Origin of the sequence: Agriterribacter humi (assembly GCF_009192765.1) — a bacterium.
GTDB lineage: Bacteria > Bacteroidota > Bacteroidia > Chitinophagales > Chitinophagaceae > Agriterribacter > Agriterribacter humi.
The window spans coordinates 189,373-210,916 of the sequence record NZ_VOHQ01000002.1; the positions used below are offsets into that span (position 1 = coordinate 189,373).

Annotated in this window: 22 protein-coding genes; 6 read left to right on the forward strand and 16 right to left on the reverse strand. The window is 41.3% G+C overall.

The genetic code is table 11. From position 1 onward, the window contains the following. Positions 1-132: 132 nt before the first annotated feature. From FRX45_RS03935 to nhaA, 6 genes are all read right to left on the reverse strand, one after another. Complete coding sequence (locus FRX45_RS03935) at positions 133-657, reverse strand: GNAT family N-acetyltransferase (protein WP_226804936.1); 525 nt, start codon at positions 655-657, stop codon at positions 133-135. Positions 658-736: 79 nt separating this feature from the next. Continuing rightward, positions 737-1,225, reverse strand: coding sequence for a DUF1572 domain-containing protein (locus FRX45_RS03940; RefSeq protein ID WP_152267107.1), 489 nt, complete (start codon positions 1,223-1,225; stop codon positions 737-739). A 408-nt stretch (positions 1,226-1,633) separates the two neighbouring features. Beyond that, positions 1,634-1,852, reverse strand: coding sequence for a hypothetical protein (locus FRX45_RS03945; RefSeq protein ID WP_152267108.1), 219 nt, complete (start codon positions 1,850-1,852; stop codon positions 1,634-1,636). A 112-nt stretch (positions 1,853-1,964) separates the two neighbouring features. Beyond that, positions 1,965-3,668, reverse strand: coding sequence for a tetratricopeptide repeat protein (locus FRX45_RS03950; protein ID WP_152267109.1), 1,704 nt, complete (start codon positions 3,666-3,668; stop codon positions 1,965-1,967). Positions 3,669-3,899: 231 nt separating this feature from the next. Next, on the reverse strand, positions 3,900-4,259 hold the full coding sequence (locus FRX45_RS03955) for a hypothetical protein (RefSeq protein WP_152267110.1): 360 nt from the start codon (positions 4,257-4,259) through the stop codon (positions 3,900-3,902). A gap of 149 nt (positions 4,260-4,408) precedes the next feature. Beyond that, positions 4,409-5,770: a Na+/H+ antiporter NhaA gene (gene nhaA / locus FRX45_RS03960; RefSeq protein WP_152267111.1), complete on the reverse strand. Its 1,362-nt coding sequence runs from the start codon at positions 5,768-5,770 to the stop codon at positions 4,409-4,411. 239 nt (positions 5,771-6,009) lie between these two features. Here nhaA and FRX45_RS03965 point away from each other — a divergent pair, with 239 nt between their 5' ends. Then, positions 6,010-7,374 (forward strand): TrpB-like pyridoxal phosphate-dependent enzyme, encoded by a 1,365-nt coding sequence (locus tag FRX45_RS03965; RefSeq protein WP_152267112.1) that lies wholly within the window; start codon positions 6,010-6,012, stop codon positions 7,372-7,374. Positions 7,375-7,700: 326 nt separating this feature from the next. On the opposite strand, the gene FRX45_RS03970 is transcribed toward FRX45_RS03965, so the two are convergent. The 6 genes from FRX45_RS03970 to FRX45_RS23155 all read right to left on the reverse strand — a co-directional run bounded on the left by FRX45_RS03970 (position 7,701) and on the right by FRX45_RS23155 (position 14,440). Further along, positions 7,701-8,726 carry a DUF3500 domain-containing protein gene (locus tag FRX45_RS03970; protein WP_152267113.1) on the reverse strand — a complete coding sequence of 342 codons (1,026 nt, stop codon included), beginning with the start codon at positions 8,724-8,726 and terminating at the stop codon, positions 7,701-7,703. A 511-nt stretch (positions 8,727-9,237) separates the two neighbouring features. Continuing rightward, a complete protein-coding gene (locus FRX45_RS03975) occupies positions 9,238-10,401 on the reverse strand; it encodes a Gfo/Idh/MocA family protein (RefSeq protein WP_152267114.1) in 1,164 nt (387 codons plus the stop codon). 186 nt (positions 10,402-10,587) lie between these two features. Next, entirely contained in the window at positions 10,588-11,616 is a 1,029-nt protein-coding gene (locus FRX45_RS03980) for a sugar phosphate isomerase/epimerase family protein (RefSeq protein ID WP_152267115.1), read from the reverse strand. A 248-nt stretch (positions 11,617-11,864) separates the two neighbouring features. Then, complete coding sequence (locus FRX45_RS03985) at positions 11,865-13,082, reverse strand: cupin domain-containing protein (protein ID WP_152267116.1); 1,218 nt, start codon at positions 13,080-13,082, stop codon at positions 11,865-11,867. Between the two features lie 22 nt (positions 13,083-13,104). Further along, positions 13,105-14,169: an aldose 1-epimerase family protein gene (locus FRX45_RS03990; RefSeq protein WP_152267117.1), complete on the reverse strand. Its 1,065-nt coding sequence runs from the start codon at positions 14,167-14,169 to the stop codon at positions 13,105-13,107. Between the two features lie 124 nt (positions 14,170-14,293). Further along, on the reverse strand, positions 14,294-14,440 hold the full coding sequence (locus FRX45_RS23155; protein WP_193311574.1) for a hypothetical protein: 147 nt from the start codon (positions 14,438-14,440) through the stop codon (positions 14,294-14,296). A gap of 211 nt (positions 14,441-14,651) precedes the next feature. Here FRX45_RS23155 and FRX45_RS03995 point away from each other — a divergent pair, with 211 nt between their 5' ends. Then, positions 14,652-15,428: a 3-keto-disaccharide hydrolase gene (locus FRX45_RS03995; RefSeq protein ID WP_226804938.1), complete on the forward strand. Its 777-nt coding sequence runs from the start codon at positions 14,652-14,654 to the stop codon at positions 15,426-15,428. A gap of 136 nt (positions 15,429-15,564) precedes the next feature. Here FRX45_RS03995 and FRX45_RS23160 read toward each other — a convergent pair whose 3' ends face one another. From FRX45_RS23160 to FRX45_RS04005, 3 genes are read right to left on the reverse strand one after another with little or no spacing between them, the layout of a single operon-like run. After that, on the reverse strand, positions 15,565-15,726 hold the full coding sequence (locus tag FRX45_RS23160; RefSeq protein WP_193311575.1) for a hypothetical protein: 162 nt from the start codon (positions 15,724-15,726) through the stop codon (positions 15,565-15,567). 31 nt (positions 15,727-15,757) lie between these two features. Continuing rightward, positions 15,758-16,084: a four-helix bundle copper-binding protein gene (locus FRX45_RS04000; protein WP_152267118.1), complete on the reverse strand. Its 327-nt coding sequence runs from the start codon at positions 16,082-16,084 to the stop codon at positions 15,758-15,760. Between the two features lie 31 nt (positions 16,085-16,115). Then, positions 16,116-16,628, reverse strand: a complete 513-nt coding sequence (locus FRX45_RS04005; protein WP_152267119.1) for a hypothetical protein — start codon at positions 16,626-16,628, stop codon at positions 16,116-16,118. Between the two features lie 524 nt (positions 16,629-17,152). On the opposite strand from FRX45_RS04005, the gene ku reads away from it, so the two are divergent. Beyond that, on the forward strand, positions 17,153-17,935 hold the full coding sequence (ku, locus tag FRX45_RS04010) for a non-homologous end joining protein Ku (RefSeq protein WP_152267120.1): 783 nt from the start codon (positions 17,153-17,155) through the stop codon (positions 17,933-17,935). A gap of 37 nt (positions 17,936-17,972) precedes the next feature. Beyond that, positions 17,973-18,863, forward strand: coding sequence for a non-homologous end-joining DNA ligase (ligD, locus tag FRX45_RS04015; RefSeq protein ID WP_152267121.1), 891 nt, complete (start codon positions 17,973-17,975; stop codon positions 18,861-18,863). Between the two features lie 97 nt (positions 18,864-18,960). On the opposite strand, the gene FRX45_RS04020 is transcribed toward ligD, so the two are convergent. Then, a complete protein-coding gene (locus FRX45_RS04020; RefSeq protein WP_193311576.1) occupies positions 18,961-19,311 on the reverse strand; it encodes a hypothetical protein in 351 nt (116 codons plus the stop codon). A 556-nt stretch (positions 19,312-19,867) separates the two neighbouring features. Here FRX45_RS04020 and FRX45_RS04025 point away from each other — a divergent pair. After that, the gene (locus FRX45_RS04025) at positions 19,868-20,974 is read left to right on the forward strand and encodes a nickel-binding protein (RefSeq protein ID WP_152267122.1); all 1,107 of its coding nucleotides are present in this window, start codon (positions 19,868-19,870) and stop codon (positions 20,972-20,974) included. A gap of 190 nt (positions 20,975-21,164) precedes the next feature. Continuing rightward, positions 21,165-21,539: a group I truncated hemoglobin gene (locus FRX45_RS04030; protein ID WP_152267123.1), complete on the forward strand. Its 375-nt coding sequence runs from the start codon at positions 21,165-21,167 to the stop codon at positions 21,537-21,539. The last annotated feature ends 5 nt before the right edge of the window (positions 21,540-21,544 follow it).

Genomic DNA, 21,544 nt, shown 5'->3' on the forward strand with positions numbered 1-21,544 from the left:
AGTTATTTATACCGCGTAAATTATTGAGGCTGCTTATTCTTATCGCCAGGGTTTCATAGCTCTGCACATGCCTTTTGATGAAAACCCCGGCGCGAATTATCAAACTATAAATCTTTAAAAAATAAATTTTGTTTAGTTGCTGTACAATAGTAATTCTTTATTAGTCCCCGGGTAGCAAATTTTCCTGGTAAATTTGAGTCCTGTTTTTTCTAAGAGCCGGATTGATTTTGCATTGTCAGTTGCGGTTATTGCTTCGATAGTTGAAATATGTAATTGCTGTTTTGCGTAATCCATAGTAGCGCCCGCTATTTCCGTAGCATAGCCATTGCCATGATAGCCGGGGAGGAAAGCAAATCCTATATCCGGGTTGTCCAAAAAATCCCGGTTAATAATGCCGCACATTCCAATGGCTTTGTTATCATTTTTCAGTTCCACCAGCCATATTCCATAACCATTTTCTATATAACTTTTTAATGGACCATCTTCAAGATACCGCTTTGCCTGCTCTTCTGTTTTTACGTTTCTGTCTCCAATGAACTGCAGCCATGCCGGGCTGTTCAGCAATTCAATAATGAATGCGGTATCGCGGATTATAAATTCCCTGAGCCTTAGTCTGCCGGTTTCTAAATATATTTCAATATTGCTATAGCTGAGCAATGTACTGCTACTTATTGCTCATTGTATTGAAGTGTGATATGTAATAATAAAAAGTATGGCCAACTTCGGCCTAAGTGTTTTATTTGATGCTGTAATCTGTTCTCATTTCTAACTGTAATTTCTTAATTAGCACGATCTGTCCTAAATGATAGTGCGCATGTTCAATTATTCCATGAAGATTTTTATAGTAGTTGCCGTATTTTTCAGCGGTAAAAGTTTCCCAAAGTTTGTCTTCCGGTAATTGTTCAACCAGGTCCGCAAAGTTTTCAGCATCAGCCCAGGTTTTATCCAATAGTTTATTCCAGTCTTCCTGTGATTCGATCGGCGGACAGTCGAAACTAAATTTATCATGCGCCTGGAGCGGTTCTCCTTTTTGCACTTTCATCACTTCACTTACATAATAATTCATATGGTAAACAAGCGCCGCAATAGTATTGAATGAAAGAACTTTCATAGTTGCCTGCTGCCAGTCTGTATCAGTGAGGGTTTCTTTAAGATTGACAGAGGTCCAGTTTCCTCCAAAATGGATTTGTCTGAAATGCTTTGCTATTTGCGCTGTTAAAGTCATGTGCTTAAAAATACATAAAATGCCTGAACCCGGCTAGCGTACATTCAAATTGTCACCTGTTGATGGGGACACCATAGCCGTCAACTTAAGCCCGGAGGGCTTGAATTTGAATAGCCGTGAGAGAAACTCACGGTAAAAATGTCGAAATTTTTGTTGAACCCTGCAAGGGTTCAATATCAAAAATATTTCATTTGTCCACCGGTTGCACCGATGGCTATTCAAATTAGACCCCATTCGGGGTATTTTATTGTTCATGTTTCTTAAGTTGACGGCTATGTTGGGGACACCAACCGGGGCGTTCGCCTTGGGCGGTGTCCTCACCGCCCACATAAAGCAACAATGCGACAATTTGGAATGCAAAATGCCTGAACCCAGAATGGCATTTGTCACCAATGTTATGACCAGAACTTATTCTTCAAATGCGGGATTATGTTGTGCAATATAAGTGCTTAAGCCTATTTGTGCTGAGGCAAGCTTTTTCATGGTTTCAATGGCTGCACGGCCGGCGCTGCGATAGGTGTAGGTATATACTTCCTTTCCGTTGAATTGAACCGCAATAAAATCAGTTCCTGAGCGGTATGCAGTAACACCCGACTTTTTGCCGCTCTTGCTTGAATATGGAGTCATTTGAATAGTACATTAAGAATTAAAATAAACAATACTAAGCAAATGAAATGTTCAATTTCGATGCCATATAATAAAGCGCTTATTTCCATTCATGCAAACCAGGATGAATGGATTAAAGATGCGGGTACTTTTTTAAGAACTGGTTTATTGCAGTTAGTTTCGGTCTTTGGGAATTACTCCGGCTGGCAATCTTTACTATTTGCCTGTAGTAAACAGCGGCTTTTTCAGCGTCTCCGGTTTTTTCGGCTGCTAAACCAGCGCCATACAGTCCGTTAAAGCGATTAGGATGTTTTTTAAGATTTGCTTCATAGGCTTCCAGCGCTTTCTCCGGTTTGTTCATCAACAAAAGCATATCTCCCAATAATTCCCTGGCCGGAATTACTGCACCCGGTGTTACAGGATGTTTTTCAGTTTTATCTTCCAGTGCCGCGGCTTCATTCATGAGTACCAGAGCTTCCGGCTCATTTCCTTCTTTACATGCAATCCATGCTGCCGAGGCTTTAATTTGTATTTGCAACTGGTTGGCATTATAGTTATCCTGTTGCGCAGCCAGTGTATCATACAGCAGATTGAGTTGCTGTAATTCGGACCTGGCAGCAGCTATTTTGCCAGTATGAACAGCACCCATCAGTCTTGTAAAATGAATATTGGCTTTCTGCCATGGAAAATTTTTCCAGGGAAAGTTTATGGGATGAATTTGCAGGTTGACCGCTTCTTCCCAATTTCTATTTTCAAATAAAAACCTTGAAGGAATGGCAGCAAAGGCATAGGCCACTTTAAAATTAACAGGAAAAACAGTATCGATTGTTTTAAGATAATCCCATTGTTTTTTGGCAAGATCATTTTCTCCTGTTTGCAGGTAGGCGTAAACAAGGTAGTCCATGCCATGGAGTTCCTCATCCCAATGTCCTTTTATACCGGATTCTTCTGCATAGCATTTGGCGGCAGCAACAGAAGCCAGGTTTGATTGTATGCATTCGTCCCAAAGTCCCAGCATGGTAAAAGTGTGCGAAGGCATATGCAGGGCATGTGCAGAAGATGGAGCAATGGATGCATATTTTCGTGCTACAGGCAAGGCCGATGTTGCAAGTTCAGGGTAATCGTAGGTGTGAATGATATAATGGGCAATGCCTGGATGGCTGGGTTCATTTGGATACAGGGTGTTAAGGATAGTCCCTGCTTTTATTTGATTTTTGAATGATTTATCGGCAGGGTCAGCGGCGGCATCAAGCGCTAAAGCATAAAAGACAGCCGCTTCTTTATCGCCTTGAAATGCTTTATATAGTTTTTCCATGGATCTTTCAAAATTGGTACTCCTGGTTTTGTGATCCACTTTTTCCCAATCCTTGTAAAAAGATGCAAGCGCCTCAATATAAGCGGCCTCCCTTGTTGTTTTTTGTTGGATGGAACCTGCGATTTCAATTGCATTCGCTCCTTTTTTAAGTTCAGGCGCAGATGGGGGAGTCCACAACGGGTGATAGTTGCACATTGCTACGCCCCAGTAGGCCATTGCACAACCCGGTTCTTTATCAATGATTCCTGCAAAAACTTTTTCAGCCTCGTCATATTCAAATGAGTGCAGCAACGCTATACCCAGGTTAAAATCCTTTTTAATATTTTCATTGCCGGAAAACGCAAACTCAACCAGTCCAAACTGTTTGCCAGGCTGTCCGCAGGAAATAACCGCTCCTCTTTTAAGATTTAATTCGTTGATTGCATTCTTTGAAGGTATCGTGTTACTTTCCCTGCACGACAGGAAAATCATGTGGAACAAAATGAAAAAAGGGAAACATGCTTTAAACAATAGCTTTTTCATAACCTGGAATTAATGTTCATAATAATTTATGTACATCTTTAACAGGGAGCAGAGCAAATTTTCAGAGGTAGGGTGGAGCCCGTTCTGGCATTACCGGTTGGGAAAAGGGATGAATGGCGCATCTGCTGATGCAGCAGGTTAAAGAAACAACGGTTTCTTAGTAATACCAAGGCAATGCCGAAAGTGCCGGGGTATATTTATGTTTACGCCCCGGTACCAATAAAGAAAAATTTAAGAGAAATCGCGCGGACCTTCACCAAGCGGCTCCTCATTAGTGGAAATCTGGAACCATTGCACCACATTGGCGGCATCTGCGTACCAGTTAAAATGCACCGGCTTCTCGCTTTGCAAAATATTATACATATCTGCAAAGTCAGAAATGTTGGCATATCCCACAACGTATTTGCTTGAAGTGGGCGTTGCGTAGCCAATATCCGTATCATTGGTTATTGTTTCCTGCACAAAAAAATAAATTACAATGTGCTGCACAGTACTTGTGGGCGTTTTAGGTACCAGAGAAATCCATCTCCTGTGATAGTTCGCGGCATTGCGCTGCCTGTTGGTACCAACATAATACGATTTGATTTCCATATTTTTATTTTTAAGCCTTACCTGAATGAATCCGTTAATATGAATATAAATCAGTATTGCAATTTGTTACCCTGCAACAGCGGAGAAATTTTCTTCCGGAATTTACTTTATGAGAGACGTTGTAATTTATTTTTAATTCCTGGCTCGTATCAGATCTCATCCGGTACTTTTACCGGCTTTTTAATCCTTTTAAGTATAAAGAATCCTGTAAAACCACCAATCACCGAAGCAATGATAATGCCTATTTTGGCTTGTGCAATATTTTGGCTTCCTGCCTCTCCCAACGGGCCAAAAGCAAGTTCGTTAATAAACAACGACATGGTAAAACCAATAGCTGCAATAAATCCCACACCCAGCAGGTGTTTATAGGTTACGCCTTCAAGGGATGGTACCCATTTTAACTTTATCAGCAGCGAAGACACTCCAAAAATTCCTATCATTTTCCCTATCAAAAGTCCTGATGCAACACCAATAGCTACTGCACTGGTTGCCTGTTCTATGAAATTTCCGCTAAAGCTTACTCCGGCATTTGACAGCGCAAAAACAGGCATTACCACAAAAGCCACGATCGGGTGCATGTCGTGTTCTAATTTTTGCAGCGGTGTCATCGCCTTTTTAGTCAATGTTTCCATATCATCCAGAATATGCAGTTGTTCTGACGTTAATGTAGGTACGCTGTGATCGGGGTCGGCAGCTTTAAACTTTTCGATATACGCTTTCATCTTACCGATAAAAGAGGTTTCATTAATTTTAACAGTGGCAGGGATGGCAAAAGCTGCCAGGATAGCGGCTATTGTAGCATGAACGCCCGATAGTAAGAAAAACAGCCAAACACCTCCGATGCCTATAAGTCCGTAGTAGAACGTATTTCTGACGCCTAAAAAATTAGAAATAAATGAAACAGCCAGGAAAGCAACACCGATTCCCAGGTTCACCAATGAAATATCTGACGTATAAAAAAGAGCAATGACCAAAACAGAGCCCAGGTCATCAATAATGGCAAAAGCCGTTAAAAATATTTTTAATGACCCCGGCACCCTGTCGCCCAGGAGATATAAAATGCCCAGCGCAAATGCCAGGTCGGTAGCCATAGGAATTCCCCATCCGTTTATGGTTGCTAACCCACCGTTAAAATACGTGTAAATGAGCGCAGGAAAAATCATACCGCCAATACCGGCAACAATGGGTAAAATAGCATTTTTGGGATTGGAAAGTTCCCCGGCCACAATTTCTCTTTTTAATTCCAGTCCGATCACAAAAAAGAAAACAGCCATCAATCCATCATTGATCCAATGATGAAGTGATTTGTTTAAATGAAAGTTATCATTTAGTCCGAATGAAATTTTATACTCCCATAACTGGTGATACCAATGCGCCCAGGGCGAGTTGGCCATAAGAATGGCAACAACGGCTGAAATGATTAACACCACGCCTCCTGTAGATGATTTACTTATAAAAGCGTTAACGGGATTTATAATCCATTTGTCTACAGGTGTTGTTTTAGTTCCCATTTATTGTTATTAGCTGCAAATATAGTACTGTCAATACTTTTGCTTGCTTTTAAGCTTGTCATTTTAAGTAGTAGCATATTTACCTTGCTGCATTGTTGTTTTAAAAGTCAATTGTTTCAGGATTGCCAGTGACGTTTATAGTACAGAGAAATTTTTTTCAAAAAATCATTTAAACAACAAAAATCTTATCTTCTGTGTTTGATCTTTTTAAGTATCTTGATTACCAAAAATTGTATTACATGCTACAACAAAGAAAAATAACTTTGCAGGAAGCGGAGATACCAACCCATTGGTACAATATTATGGCAGACATGCCCAATAAACCGCTGCCGCCCCTGCATCCCGGAACCCGGCAACCTATTGGCCCGGAAGATTTGGCCCCGCTGTTCCCAATGGAATTGATTAAGCAGGAGGTGAGTGCTGAAAAGTGGATAGAAATTCCCGATGAAGTAAGAAACCTGTATTCCATCTGGCGGCCTACCCCTATGTTCAGAGCATACGGACTTGAAAAAGCACTGGGTACAAAATCTAAGATTTATTATAAATACGAAGGGGTTAGTCCTGCAGGTTCGCACAAGCCCAATACCGCCGTTCCGCAGGCTTATTATAATATGAAAGAAGGTGTAAAAAAGATATCAACGGAAACAGGCGCCGGCCAGTGGGGCAGTGCATTAAGCTTTGCCTGTAAATTATTTGGGATAGCATGCGAAGTATTTATGGTAAAAGTGAGTTATGACGGAAAGCCTTACAGGAAAATTATGATGAACACCTGGGGAGCAACAGTACATGCTTCTCCCAGTAATTTAACCAATTCCGGCCGAAGTATCCTGGCAAAAGATCCAAACTCTCCCGGCAGTTTGGGCATTGCCATATCTGAGGCCGTGGAAGTAGCTGCCACACATGATGATACCAAATATTCTTTAGGCAGTGTATTGAATCATGTATTGATGCATCAAACCGTTATAGGACTGGAAGCATTGAAACAAATGGAAAAAGCAGGCGATTATCCTGATATTGTGGTTGCACCTTTTGGCGGAGGATCAAATTTCGCGGGTATTGCCTTTCCTTTCTTGCAAAATAATTTAACGGGGGGAAAAAAGATAAGGGCAATAGCGGTGGAACCTACTTCCTGCCCGAAATTAACGCGTGGTGTTTTCCGTTACGATTTTGGCGACACAGTTGGTATGACGCCATTAATTCCAATGTATACTTTGGGACATAATTTTGTTCCTTCACCCATTCATGCAGGCGGCTTGCGGTATCATGGCGCCGGCGCCATTGTTAGCCAGCTATTGAAAGATGATATTATTGAAGCTGTTGCCATTAACCAAACAGAATGTTTTGATGCGGGTTTATTGTTTTCCGGAACAGAAGGAATTATTCCTGCACCGGAAGCTACCCATGCTATTGCCGAAGTGATACGCCAGGCAAAACAGGCAGACGAAGAAGGGGTTTCCAAAACAATTTTGTTCAACTTATGCGGTCATGGTCATTTTGATCTGAGTGCGTATGAGCAATACCTGAACGGTAAACTGGTGGATTATGAAGTATCGCAGGAAGATATAAATGCATCTTTAGCGGAGTTGAACACACCTGCTATTTAGACCTTTTTATAATTGCAGAAGAAAAAGTGCAGCAGCGATGTTGCACTTTTATTACGCTTTACAATCTATAGCGGGGATGGTTAATCGTAATTATAAAATCTCTATTGGCTTTCACGCCGAACGCTTTAGTTGTTGTTGGAAGGTTTGTCCTCACACCGGGTCTTAGTCATCGTGTTTATGAGCATTGAGTGAAACGCTGGTGGATTAGAAAGCTGTCTGGTTGCCTAAATAAATAAAGGCTTTTCATTGCCAGGGGTTCATGGCTGTACATAACACATAACCCTTCGTGAAACCCCGCGCCACCCAGGTTCAATAGTAGTCGTTATTTATTTATGTTCTTTTTCATAATGTTCTCTCAAAATATCCTCAGCAAAGTCGTTGGTAAGATCGCGTACTACAGTATGAACATGGTTTGCGTTGTTTTGGGTGTTATCGTACTCAATCAATAACATAGGCCCCTGAATTCTGTAATAGTGACCAATTCCGGGTTTCAAACTTCCCGCCCATGCAAAAGTTAAATTTGCGGTGCCTGCATCGTTTATTTTATTTCTTAATGTTTTAGCAAAGCCCAATTCATAATTGTCAATATACACATTGAGCAACTCCATAAATGTTTTTTGCTGGCTATCAGAAAGTGCAGTATAAAGAATACCTTTTTGTTCAAGACTTTCTGCTTTACGTTTATTCCCGGTGATGATTTCTGCCGGTGCTTTGGCAGAAAAAATAGCGACTTTAAGTTGATCCTCATCCAATGAATTTATAAGCCGGAATCCCAAATCACTTTCAAGCTTTAATACTTCTTTTCTGTTGAATCTTTTCACGTCAGCAATTGCCGGGTTTGATCCGAAAAAAGAGGGAGTGGAAGATACGATTTGATTGTCTGTTGAGATGAAATTCAATGAGATATGGTGTCCTTCAAATTTCCATCCCCAAACACCGTCTGCCGCAGGATTTCCAAAAATCCAGAAGTGATAATTTAATGGGTCCCGCATTGGACTTCCATCAGGAAATTTATGTTCATTATTCTCCAGTTCAATCAATACCTTTTCCAACTCCATTATTTCGGAAGTTTTTCTGTACCCTTCTTTGCTCACTGAAGCTTTCAGCAAATCTATGGCAGCTTTTTTTTGTTTATCATTGAAATGATGCAGGGTTGTCCCACTTCGTATTTTGGGCACAAAGTTCATATTAAACCGCTCTGCATCGTTCAGTGGAAATAAGGTTTGTGACTTTAGTTCCGGAGAAAGCGTGTTCAAAAATGCGTTTGCTTTTTCCGATAAATGCTGTGCTTCAAGATTTCCCAGGAGAGTTAGTGAAATCAGGAATACAACTATTTTCTTTGTCATCTTCATCGTTGGGGTTCTTATTTTATTGTTGCTTAAATGATTGTGGGTGTGCCCAATATAATAATAATTCTGACAAGTACCGAAAATAGTGCATGTTCAAAATGTTGTCAGTGCATTGAACCAGGTATTAAGGTAAAAGAGAAGTTTTATTTGATAAGGATAAGCTCTCACCGCCGGGATTGCACGGTTGACACAGACCCATTTGCCACCATTGCGAAACAAACATGGAACTGAAGTCACAGCCAGGTATTACATCAGGGCTCCCAATCTATCCGGATTGGTTTTTTACGAAAAAACCAACAAAGAATACTAAATAAGAAAATAGGTTCACTTTAATGTGACTATGATTTCCGGATAGCGTGATGTTGTACAAGCGTGCGATCGCCACGCGGACAGGCTGCCTCAAAACTCATCTCTATTTTTTCAGCCGGACTCATAAAAAATATGGTTATAAAAAAAGCTACTGAAAAAACTTCAGCAGCTTAACTAATTCTGTATTCACTGACTACTCTCTCTCTTATTTCTCCTTCCACTCCACCCCGGTATCTTTCCAGCTTTTTGAATTGGCCGAATCAATTACTGCTTCGCAAACCTTTTGGGTTTCATATGCATCCTGGAATGTGGGGTGACAAGGTTGTCCTGTTTCGAGTGATTTGAGGAAATCGGCTACCTGGTGAATAAAGCTGTGCTCATAGCCAATGCCTAATCCGGGTACCCACCATTTGTCCATATAGGGCTGATCGCCATCCGTAACATGTATGGAGCGCCAGCCACGAACAATGGATTCGTCCCTGTGGTCAAAATATTCCAAACGGTTCAGGTCGTGGAGGTCCCAGCGAATGGAAGCATGCTCGCCATTGATCTCAAAAGTATATAAGGCTTTATGACCGCGGGCATATCGGGTAGATTCAAATAAACCTAACGATCCGTTATCGAAATGGCAATGGAATATACAGGCATCATCTATACCTACTTTTTGCACTTTGCCCGTTACCTGGTGCATGCGCTCCTTGATAAAGGTTTCGGTAACAGCCGATACATCTTTAATGCCACCGTTCAGCCACATGGCCGTATCAATACAATGTGCCAGCAAATCACCGGTAACACCCGATCCGGCTGCTTCTGCATCTAAACGCCAGGCGGCAGTTCCACCCTGCGGTACATCGGCGCTGATGGTCCAGTCCTGCAAAAAGTTAGCGCGGTAATGAAATATCTTCCCGAGTTTACCCGAATCAATAATTTGCTTTGCCAGGCTAACCGCGGGTAAGCGACGATAGTTATACCATACCGTATTGTTTACACCTGCTTTTTCTACGGCGTCTACCATTCCTTTCGATTCGGACAGGGATCTTGCAAGTGGTTTTTCGCATAAAATCATCTTGCCTGCTTTTGCTGCAGCAATAGCAATTTCGGCGTGCATATCATTGGGTGTGCAAATATCCACCGCGTCAATATCATTGCGGGCGATCAATGCTTTCCAGTCTGTTTCAATGGATTCGTATCCCCATTGATCCGCAAAAGCCTGTACTTTCTCTTTATTTCTGGAACAAACTGCTTTCAGTACGGGACTGTATTGCAGTTCGGGAAAAAAATTATCAACACGGTTATAACCGTTAGAGTGGGTGCGGCCCATGAAGCCTGTGCCGATCAGCCCTATGCGCAATTCTTTTTTATTCTTCATTTTTACTGATTAAATGTTGATGTGAAATATAAATCTCTTGTCGTTTTTGTAAGACCGGAAAATTGTAAGACCGTAAGACCGGAAAGTTGTAAGATCTTAAGACAGGAAAATTGTAAGAATGTAAGACCGTAATAGGTACGTTCTTACCCTCTTACTGTCTTACCCTCTTACTGTCTTACTCTCTTGCTACTCTCTCCATCCATGCTGATCACGTACTCTTATCATGGCGGAAAGAATATCATTCCATGTTTGCTGTTTGTGCATTACTTCATTGGGAAACATGCAACCATCCCAGCAAATATGGTTGAACGCTTTTGTAAGGTTACCTTTTTCATCGCGCAGCCAGTAACCTGCATCGTGAGCGATATCTAATTTTCCGTTGGGGTCTGTTGCGAGACAATGCCGCCCGGTTTTGTCGTGCGAGCCTGTGCCATGAACTGTTCCGTCGTTCTGCGCAACATGAAAATCAATGGTCCACGGACGAAGCGCGGCTGTTAATTTTTTCAACCCTTCTTCAAGTGTAGCACGATCGCCCCATTGAAAATCAGCAGGCAGGATTCTGTCTTCAGGTGCATTATAACCTAAGAGGTATAAAAAAGTGTGCGACATGTCGGCCTGGAAACCAATATTGGGACGATCCACTGCTTCCAGCGTATCAATCATTGCCTTCCAGCTATGCATACCCGCCCAACAGATTTCACCTTCTGCGGCCAGCTTCTCACCATATTCTGCTGCTACATCACAGGCTGTACGAAATGTTTCTGCAATCAATTTTGTACTATTCACAGGATCTTTATACCATTGATCCGGGCTGCTGGCAGAGTCAATGCGAATAACTCCGTACCGGCGAATGCCTATATCATTTAATTTTTGTGCAAATACACAGCTTTTGCGCACCTGCTCCACAAAAAACTTACGATCATCAGCACTGCCTAAAACAGGCCCACCCCATATAGGCGCTACAAGACTGCCAATACTCAGGTTATGCTTACTGACTTTATCCGCCAGTTTTTTTGGACCATCGGCATCATCCAGGTCTATAGAGGGATCAAATAATCCTACATCCACTCCATCGAATTTTATACCATCCACTTCAGCGGCAGCAGTATATTCAAGCATGGTATCTATCAGCAATGGTGGTTCTGAATCAGGGCCTTTGCCAACAACACCTGGCCATGTGGCATTGTGCAATTTTGGATAATTGTTCTTCTCCATATCTTCTCAATTTATGATTTGTGATTTATTGATTTGTGATTTATTATCATAACACCGGTGTTAAGTTAACCATAATAAGCTTTATCACTTTGTGAAAAGTGAGTGGTCAATAGGCAATAATGAATTCTTCTCTTTTCACTTTTCACGTTTCTCCTCTCACTTCTCACCTTGTGAAACGATAAACGTGAAACGGTAATTGTTCCATTCACTATTCACCATTGACTATAGCCTAATATGCCACATTACAATCAGCTCAACACCAGGTCCGGGTTGCCGGGTCCAAAGTGCTTTAATATTACAATAGGATCGGTTGCCGACGGATTTACAATGGTAACGCCTTCCTGTGCCGCTTTTTCACTCACAAAAAATTCGTCGTTGGTTAATTGTCCGTAGCGGATCAAAGCCGGTGTTTCAATATCCCAAACGCCAAATTTGCCATGGCCCTGCATTACAATGATACCATAGGCGCCGCTGTCTTTTACTGTTACCGTTGCACCCGGAAGAACCGTAAGTTCTTTTGCACTGAAAGCATCCGATTTGTAGCAGATCCAGTTTTCTACGTAGCCCTGCGCTTTCATTTCATCCAATGATTTCACGGGTTTGGGCGCCATGAAGCGGTTTGCCATGGTATTGGGATCAACATTTAGTTCCCAATCCAATACATCAATCAATGCATCAAAATCACCAATGCTTTCTTTAGGCGTTCCGTTCCATAATAATTCTTCCGGAATGATAGCTTCATTTACCAGCGACTGGTACATAGCAAATACATCGGAAGCTTTCTGTGGTTCATACGTACACATACTGCCCGGCGCATGCAGCAGTCCCGGCGGCACATCCCATCCGGTGCCAGGTTCAAGACGGTATGCCTGTGAATAATTGGTGATTTTATTGTCTCCTTTCGTAAAATTTACAAGGCATTCACGGATCTGTTCTTTAGTGGTGCCGGGGGCAATGCCGATAAAGGTATAGGGGTAATCGCCGCCATGATTATTGAGTTGCGGGGGAAAATAATACGCTTCGGGTTTACCTTTCTGCCCTATCAATGCAGCTTTTTCATCATTGTGATGCACATGGTGGGGGAGTGGCCCCATATTGTCGAAGAACTTTGAATACATGGGCCAGGATTCATATTCCTTCCACAGTCTTTCACCAATGAGGGCGCCTTTGAGCTCACTCACAGCATCTCTCAGTAATATTTGTACTGTTTTTGATCCATCGTTAAATACCACAGGACTTAATCCTTCATTTTCTCCGGTGAGGGGCCCGTTTTTTGCCGGTGTGGTGGAAGAGAACCAGCGTTCGTCTATACCTCCGCGCTGCCCGCCCAGTACATAGTAATCATCGGGATGTAATTTAATTCTTCTTCCCGGCACGCAAAACGACCTTGGTACCCAGGTTGGCGCCAAACGCAAGATCCCTTTTCCCTGATCCAAAGCTTTTTGTGCTACACTTAATTTTTCCATTGTGTGAAATTGAAATTGGTTTTTAATCAGCTATGTTATGTGTTTTTAAAAAATCGCCAATGTGTTTTTCCTGGTGTAAAACTTCGAAGCGCAGATCATATTGCCGCGTTTCTCCGGGTGCAAGATAAATTAATGTATCCTGCATTCTTGCCTTTGCCTGTCCAATGGGGGGATGGGTTCCCGGTTCAAGTCCTGTAACATATTCACCCTTTCCCCAATGCTGCCAGTTGGTTAGCCAGGGCAGTTGCGCCTTGGAAAAACGGATGCTAACAGCGATGCCTAACTGAGCATTATATAAACCGCATACAGCCTGCCCGTCACTATCAGCCGCCACATCAATAAAAGCGGCCTCTTCCCCGCCTCCGCTATGTTCTTCTAATGGCGCCATACAGGTGCGGAAATCATTTCCCTGCGTAAATATTTTGGGACCGGCATCGCGGGCCTTCCATTGCCCGTTCCAGATTAACCTTGAACCTTCATCTGCCAGCGGCCAACCCAAATTGCAATGGTACAACAGCATGTGTGGTGCCGTAGTATTGCCCCTGTTGCTTACTTCATCATGAATGTGAATGAATGCCTCACCGAGTTTTCCGGAAATTGTTCGCCTGAGTTCAAGTTGTGTACCCAATGCCTGGCTTTCTTTTATTATGCCGGTTATACTCATTTCCATTTTGCCTGCGATAGGGTCGGGTTGTATTACAGATTCAATGGCCGCGGGAATATTACTTATTGCCCCATGCAGTCCGCGTTCACCATATTCATCTGATTCGGGTCCGCCCGCATGGGTTAACCCGCAGGTAGTAACCAATCCGCCACCAAATGTTTTAAGCCAGTCTGCACCTTTATTTGAAAACGGCTGGGGAGCGCTGATACCCGAATGACTAAGCCATGCCAGGCTATGCTGATTATAGAACGCATCCGCAATATCCATGGCACGGTCAATAACTATTTTATAGCGTAAGCCGGTGCCGGTGTTGATCCACGCAATACGGGCGCCGCGTGATAAACCATTATCTAATACCGCTGTTTCAATGCCGCCCAATTGTGTATATGTGGAAATTTTATGCGTCCAGGTGTGATGTGCCAAACCGTTATTTTTAAGCAATCATTAATTGTAATTTGATCTTACCAAATCCCGTATTGGTTATACAGGGAGCTAATATTTTTTTGCAATTGAGGTTCTAATGTAGGAAAATCCGCCGACAAAAAAATCAGATCAGGGGAGTTAATGTTAACTTTTCATCCTTCTCTTTTACAGTAAAACCAGGGTAAAAAGCAGGTGTATATTTTTTCCCGTGGTCAAATGTGCCTCCCGGCCTGTTTAACTCATGCACAATGCGGGTTTGAAGTATGAACATCGGCCGTTGAAATATGCAATTTTTGGGCATTGCCACCGGTTATTTTTGCGGCATTCTGTCCTGTGCCGTCCTGTGCCGGATATACTGCAAATGGCAATTATATATGGAGACATTCACAACTGAAAAAGTATATAAGCAATTGTTTTGCGCTGTCTTTGTTTTTTTCTTAGCTTGTTGCCGTATAAAAAATTTTATCTTAAAAAAAATAAAAATGATAAGAAAAATTAGCTACTGCTTTGGGATAATGATTGCAGGTCTTATAATGAGTAGTTGTAACCCGGGTACAACCACTGAAAACGAACAAACAGATTCCGACACTGCTGCTGTTGCAACTGATGATGGATTTGAACAGATATTCGATGGTAAAACACTTAATGGATGGGAAGGCGATACTGCTTACTGGAGAGCGGAAAATGGCAGCCTGGTAGGTGAAGTAACACCGGACAAACTTTTAAAAAGCAATACTTTTATTATTTACGAGGGTGGTAATCCAAAAGATTTTGAATTAAAACTGGAATTTAAGATCACCGAAACGGGGAACAGTGGTATCAATTACAGAAGCGAGATGTTTCCGGGTGTGCCCCATGCATTAAAGGGATACCAGGCAGATATTGACGGGAAAAACAATTACACAGGACAGAATTATGAAGAACGCGGACGCACAACACTTGCCTACCGCGGGCAAAAAGTTACCATACCCAATACACCCGGTGAATCTCAAAAAAATGCCTGGACGGCTGCTGTTGTTGACGGATCGCTGGGTAGTTCTGATTCATTAAAAACACTGATCAATTCCAATGACTGGAATACATGCCATTTAATTGTGAAAGGCAATCACTTGCAACATTATATTAATGGTGTTTTAATGAGCGATGTAACAGATGATGATACAACCCACCGCAAGATGGATGGATTACTGGGTATACAGGTGCATGTTGGTCCTCCCATGCAGGTAGAATACCGCAATATCATGTTGAAGAATTTATAGACGAAATCCTATATAAGTCTTTTTTCAGGCAGGTCATTTCAGCAAAAGCGAAATGACCTGTTTTATTTAAGATCTTTTGTATTGTCTGGCAGGGATTAGCCGATCCATCCGGGATTTTTTTCGCGCTGCGCTCTGATCAGTCATACCCTTTTACAATTCTGAAAATGAATACAATAATACCCGCTGCCATGCTGGTATATATAATGGCAGGCGGAAAGGCCAATAAAAGATAGCCCAGATAGGAAACTGCAAACAGGAATATCACCAGCAGGTATGTTAAATGGGAATTGGACGACATGTTTCAGATTTTAAATACAGATCAGTAAATATCAGGCTGCCACCATACCAATACATTCCTCCGCACAGTAACGGCAGGCTGCCGCGCATTTTTTGCAATGATCCATAGTATGCTTTTCGCATTCCTCAGCGCATGCATTACATATGTCGGCGCACAATCTGCAGGCTTCATGGGCAAACTTGCTATCCATGCTCATCAGTGTTGCTGCTGCTCCGCATATGGCTGCGCATTCAAGATCGGTGCGAATACAGGTTGCCATTGCCTTAACATCATCTTCGCCCAGGCAGGAAGAAGCACAATGTTTGCAGGCGGCGATACAATCCATGCAGGCTTCAATGCAACTTTGATAGTTATTCATATACAATTGTTTTTATATTCCATATGTAGCACTATACCGCCTGCTGTTGCAAAGCAACCGGACTTAGATTTAGCGAAAAAGATAACGGGTTCATGCCCAGCAGCCACTGATAAAACTGGGTTACAAAACCTTTTATACCTTTACGGGGTAACGGTTGCCTCCACTCGTAATACATTATATTTTCCATTTTTAATTTTATGATAATAATATTTTCTTTTTTTAAGGCATCCCCGCTTCCTTTCCACTGCATTAAATGGTTTAATAGCCCGTTATCGTTCAGCAAAGTGGCGCAGCCCTGCACCTCCACAAAAAATGGTTTTCCCTTTTTATAGAATTTCAACAGTGCAGGAAATTGCATTTCATCTTCAGTAAGCTTGTATTCAGGACGCTGGATCAGCGTGTATAAATTCCCGGTTTCGTCTACTTTAAGTACATTAATGATGGTTGCCGGAATGCGGGCTATTGTTGCATTCATGCAATAAAACAATGCACTACCTATTTCATAAATTCTTTGATTAAGAAATAGTATGTTGTGGTGCGACATACTTAATGGTTTTAAAAGTAACTATTCAAAAGTGATGCCCCAACGGGAATTTCACTAATACATTTACCCGTTCATCAGAACATTCAGGGGTGCATACGCATGGGTGGAAAGGACGATGAAAGACAATTGCACAGATGATTTAAAAATGCGTCACCTGGTTTAAATTTTGCAATCACATCACAAACATCTTGCGCTATGGGTAATATTTTCTACAAAAGCATGTGGAGTAATTTACTCCTCTTTGCACCATTGTATCCTTTTTCAAGAGATTGCGAAAAGTATTTTTGATCCGTTTCATGCTGATAGCGTATAAAAGGGTTTTGGCGAAGGCCAAAACCCTTTCTCCCTTTGCAGATTCTATTTAGCTATCATTATCCCTGTCACAACATTCCGGGTAAATCCAATTTGAATCATCGCAAGGGAATTTGCAGTAAGTATTCCAAAAAGCATGCCTTGTTGTTCCTGAAAAATACCACCTGCATTTTTGATGGCATAATATTTCATATACATATGGAAAAACCGATATGAAAGCAATCTGGACAGGGGCCATAGGATTTGGTCTCGTAAATATTCCCGTTAAATTATACAGCGCTGTTCAGCAAAGCGAACTCGACCTGGATATGCTCGATAAAAAAGATCACGCGAACATAAAGTTCAAAAGAGTAAATGCCAATACGGGCAGAGAAGTAGCCTGGGGAAATATTATCAGGGGTTATAAAATGGATGACCGCTATGTAATATTGGGGGACGAAGATTTTGAAAAAGCCAGTCCTGAAAAAACAAAAACCATATCTATTGACGCATTTGTAAACGAAAAAGACGTAGAAGGCATCTATTATGAAATGCCATATTACCTGCAACCCGAAAAAGCTGGCGTAAGAGCTTATGCCTTACTGCGCGATGCATTAAAAAAAACGGGAAAGGCCGGGCTGGGCACCTTTGTATTGCGAAACAGGGAAAGTCTTGTATTGGTTAAGCCTGCAGGCGATATTTTGTTGTTGAATAAAATTCGTTTTGCACAGGAAATCAGAGATATGGATGAGATTAAAGTGCCATCCACCCAAACTAAACCAGCAGAGCTGAAAATGGCTGTTCAGCTTATTCAGCAGTTAACAACAGACTTTGATATCAAAAAATATAAAGACACTTATTCTGAAAAATTAATGAAGCTGATCAAAGCAAAAGGGAAAGGCAAAAAGGTGGCTGCACCTGCTTTGCATGTGGCACACTCCCGCAGCCGCGACCTGATGTCGCAATTAAAAGCCAGCCTGGGAACGCCTGCTGCTACTAAACGAAAAGCTTCATGATCACCGGTAGGCAATATTATAAAGTAAAATCTGTAGTATGAAAAATGAGCAACTTCATTTAACAAGCCTGGATAAGGTTTATTGGCCCGATGAAGGGATTACAAAAGGTGATCTTATTGAGTATTACAAAACAATGGCTCCTTATATTCTGCCTTACCTGAAAAACCGGCCGCTCTCATTGAAACGCAATCCTAATGGTATACTTGATGAAGGTTTTTACCAGAAAGACGCCGGCGAACTTGCTCCCGGCTGGATAAAAACTGAAGCGGTATATGCTGAATCTTCAGATAAAATGGTTCATTACCTGGTATGTAATGATGTAAAAAGTCTGTTGTTTATCGCTAACCTGGGTTGTATTGAAATGAATCCCTGGAATTCGGTTATTGCCAAACCGGAATATCCCGATTACCTGGTAGTTGATATTGATCCTTCTGAAAAAAATACATTTGACGAGGTAGTTGATGTGGCGCTTGTTATTAAAACAGTACTTGACAAAGCTAACGTTGAAGCATACTGCAAAACTTCAGGCTCAAGCGGCATGCATGTGTATATTCCGTGTAATAAAAAATACAGTTATGATGAGGTAAGAGACTTTGCTAAAACAATAGCCACCCGGGTGCATGAGCAACTGCCCCGCATTACTACTATGGAGCGCTCATTGGCTAAACGCAAAAAGAACGAAATATATATTGATTACCTGCAAAACAGTATTGGGCAAACGCTGGCCTGTGCTTACAGTGTACGGCCAAAGCCCTTAGCCACTGTATCTGCGCCACTGGAATGGAAGGAAGTAAAACATGGGTTAAATCCTGCACAGTTTACACTCAAAAACATGCATGAAAGGGTTAAACAAAAGGGTGATCTTTTTAAAGCCGTTCTGGGAAAAGGACTGAATATGAAACCGGCGCTGAAGTTACTGGGAATATAAAATTATTCGATTCGGCCAAAATACATCATAATCTCATTTGGCTAACGAACTGCCAAGCAATCATCAATCAACAAATCACCAATCAACCAATCCGGCGTTATCTGTCCGTATCGCCCGAAACATCCTTCTTTGAGATATCGTCTACCTCATTCATAAATTTATTCACTTTAAGATCTGCATAGGGGCCATAAGCGTCTACAAGAGTGCCTTTTACACCATCAGAAGTTTCAATGGCATATAGTATCGAATTATCTCCGGGATCGCTGGCGCCTTCAAAACGATAAAAATTTATCACATGGATCTGGTGAGGCTTATAGGTTTTTTCGTGCTGCACAGAAAGCAATCCTTTGTCTGAAGCCTTAAAATCTTCGGTATAACCATCTAACACGAGTTTATTCAAACATAATGTCAGCGTCTTCATATCTTCTGTTGTTGCGTTCTTTATCATCGTTATTGTTTTTAAATGTTTGTGATCTGGCTTAGTTATATAGGATGATTAAGGTATTAAATGATTAAAAATCATACCAATACACGATGCAGCGAACCTCCTGTAAAAGACCGGTCAAAAAAGGAGAAACTGAGCAAATTATTCTACAACCGCGGTGCGGACCGGGGTGCTTTTATGCTGAGCCATTGTCGAATGGGGCGGTTCAATAAACCTTTTAGTAAGAGCTATTGCGCCCCGGGAATATATAAACAATCAGTGAACTATTATTTATAAATTTGGAACAGGAGTAAACTTAAAAAATCCTGGATTCCACCCATTCTAAGCCCCTAATGGATAGTTATGATTTATTACTTAATTTGTTTAAGCAACGCAAAAGAATGGAAAATGGACGTTGATGAGTAGGTGCGGGGAACCCAAATAAACTAACTGTAATGCAAGCGTTATAGGAAAATCCAATGAGTGTAAACCACATCGTCCGCAACTGGAAGAGAACAGTTACAAAAATGGAAGTTGCCGTAAAGCTATTTTTGGATAAAGAAATTTAAAAAATAATCGTATGCCAATTTATATGGACCGCCACGATGTTTCCGAAACGGTAACGGCAGAAAATGTGGCTCAATTACATCAGCAAGACTTAAAGATTCAGGATCAATTTGGTTGCAGAGGATTAACTTATTGGTTTGATGGAAAAAGAAAAACTGCTTTCTGTTTAATTGAAGCGCCTGATGCGGAATCGCTTAAAAGAATGCATGATCAGGCTCATGGAGAGGTTCCACACAGCGTAATAGAGGTAGACCCCCACATCGTAGAATCATTTTTAGGCAGAATTGAAGATCCTGAAAAAGCACAAAACAACGCATTAAATATAATTAATGACCCTGCCTTTAGAACAATAATGGTTATAACGTTACAACAATTATCGCTTAAACAAAATGATGATGCTCAATTTAAATCTTCATTACATCAATACAATAACGCTGTTCTTAATTTATTGAATGCTTATGAGGGTACACCCGTTAAACAAACTGAAAACCATTTTTTAGTTTCTTTTAAATCGGTGTCCAATGCCGTGCAGGCCGCATTTGATATTCAGTTACTGTTTAAAGATCTCAGGAAGAATATTACTAATAATAAATTTCTTTTAAAAATAGGGTTGAGTGCCGGGGTGCCGGTAACTGACAAGAAACTGATTTTTGAGGACACTATAAAATTGGCTGAACGGATGTGTAAGATTATTGAAGGAGAAATTATAATATCATCAGAGGTTAAAGAATTATACAATAGCGAAAATGCAAATGCTTTAAGTGAAGGAGAGAACAGATTGGTTCTTACGCAGGCAGATGAAAGATTTTTAACCCTATTAATGGATTACACAGAATCTGCCTGGAGCAATACAAATTTAAAAGTGGATGATTTTAGCAAACCTGTGGGGTGCAGTAAATCTCAATTGTACCGTAAAATGATTTTACTCACAGGTAAATCACCCAATACATTTCTTAAGGAATACCGGTTAAATGAGGCTTTGCTATTATTGCATAAAAACACCCGCAATATATCGGAAATTGCCTTTGAAACAGGCTTTAGCAGCCCATCGTACTTTTCTAAATGCTTTCAAAAACGATACGGCCATTTGCCTTCTGGTTATTTACCTAACAAAGCGTAGCAATGTCAGATTTGGATAGCTGAACTAAAATTACCAGTATTTGATCTAAATGTTGGGGTATTCAAATTTACCGGAACGTAAATTTGATAGAGAAACTATTTTGGTATATACAGATTCATTAACCGGTAAATGCTAAAAGTGATTTGTGCTATCCATGCGTCTTTTAGTTTTTATTTTTAAAACATTCGCTATGACTAAAATTCTTTTTGACCGGCTTGGGGGTACCAGGGGTATAACGGCTATTGTTGACGATGTGGTGGAGGAACACATGAACAATCCCGCAATCAACGCAAGGTTTTTGCCTTACAAAGAACAGCCGGAAAAATTAGCTGTGATCAAACAACATACTATTGATTTTTTTAGCGCCGGAAGTGGCGGCCCTGTAACCTATTCTGGCAGAGACATGCCTGCCATACATAAAGGAATGAACATAAATCCGACCGAATACATGCAGGCTGTTGATGATATTTTGAAGGTTCTGGATAAACATCAAACTGATGATGAATCTAAAAAAGATGTGCTTGCCATTCTCTGGTCATTAAAAGACATGATCATTGCCAAATAAATAAT

Bases quoted from the DNA above. Each gene is read 5' to 3' on its own strand.
- nhaA (WP_152267111.1), bottom strand. From the start codon at position 5,770: ATGGGAACTAAAACAACACCTGTAGACAAATGGATTATAAATCCCGTT.
- FRX45_RS03980 (WP_152267115.1), bottom strand. From the start codon at position 11,616: ATGGAGAAGAACAATTATCCAAAATTGCACAATGCCACATGGCCAGGT.
- FRX45_RS03950 (WP_152267109.1), bottom strand. From the start codon at position 3,668: ATGAAAAAGCTATTGTTTAAAGCATGTTTCCCTTTTTTCATTTTGTTC.
- FRX45_RS04020 (WP_193311576.1), bottom strand. From the start codon at position 19,311: ATGATAAAGAACGCAACAACAGAAGATATGAAGACGCTGACATTATGT.
- FRX45_RS03985 (WP_152267116.1), bottom strand. From the start codon at position 13,082: ATGGAAAAATTAAGTGTAGCACAAAAAGCTTTGGATCAGGGAAAAGGG.
- FRX45_RS23155 (WP_193311574.1), bottom strand. From the start codon at position 14,440: ATGTTCATACTTCAAACCCGCATTGTGCATGAGTTAAACAGGCCGGGA.
- ku (WP_152267120.1), top strand. From the start codon at position 17,153: ATGAAAGCAATCTGGACAGGGGCCATAGGATTTGGTCTCGTAAATATT.
- FRX45_RS03955 (WP_152267110.1), bottom strand. From the start codon at position 4,259: ATGGAAATCAAATCGTATTATGTTGGTACCAACAGGCAGCGCAATGCC.
- FRX45_RS04025 (WP_152267122.1), top strand. From the start codon at position 19,868: ATGCCAATTTATATGGACCGCCACGATGTTTCCGAAACGGTAACGGCA.
- FRX45_RS03940 (WP_152267107.1), bottom strand. From the start codon at position 1,225: ATGACTTTAACAGCGCAAATAGCAAAGCATTTCAGACAAATCCATTTT.
- FRX45_RS03975 (WP_152267114.1), bottom strand. From the start codon at position 10,401: ATGAAGAATAAAAAAGAATTGCGCATAGGGCTGATCGGCACAGGCTTC.
- FRX45_RS03965 (WP_152267112.1), top strand. From the start codon at position 6,010: ATGCTACAACAAAGAAAAATAACTTTGCAGGAAGCGGAGATACCAACC.
- FRX45_RS04005 (WP_152267119.1), bottom strand. From the start codon at position 16,628: ATGTCGCACCACAACATACTATTTCTTAATCAAAGAATTTATGAAATA.
- FRX45_RS04000 (WP_152267118.1), bottom strand. From the start codon at position 16,084: ATGAATAACTATCAAAGTTGCATTGAAGCCTGCATGGATTGTATCGCC.
- FRX45_RS04030 (WP_152267123.1), top strand. From the start codon at position 21,165: ATGACTAAAATTCTTTTTGACCGGCTTGGGGGTACCAGGGGTATAACG.
- FRX45_RS03945 (WP_152267108.1), bottom strand. From the start codon at position 1,852: ATGACTCCATATTCAAGCAAGAGCGGCAAAAAGTCGGGTGTTACTGCA.
- ligD (WP_152267121.1), top strand. From the start codon at position 17,973: ATGAAAAATGAGCAACTTCATTTAACAAGCCTGGATAAGGTTTATTGG.
- FRX45_RS03970 (WP_152267113.1), bottom strand. From the start codon at position 8,726: ATGAAGATGACAAAGAAAATAGTTGTATTCCTGATTTCACTAACTCTC.
- FRX45_RS23160 (WP_193311575.1), bottom strand. From the start codon at position 15,726: ATGTCGTCCAATTCCCATTTAACATACCTGCTGGTGATATTCCTGTTT.
- FRX45_RS03995 (WP_226804938.1), top strand. From the start codon at position 14,652: ATGATAAGAAAAATTAGCTACTGCTTTGGGATAATGATTGCAGGTCTT.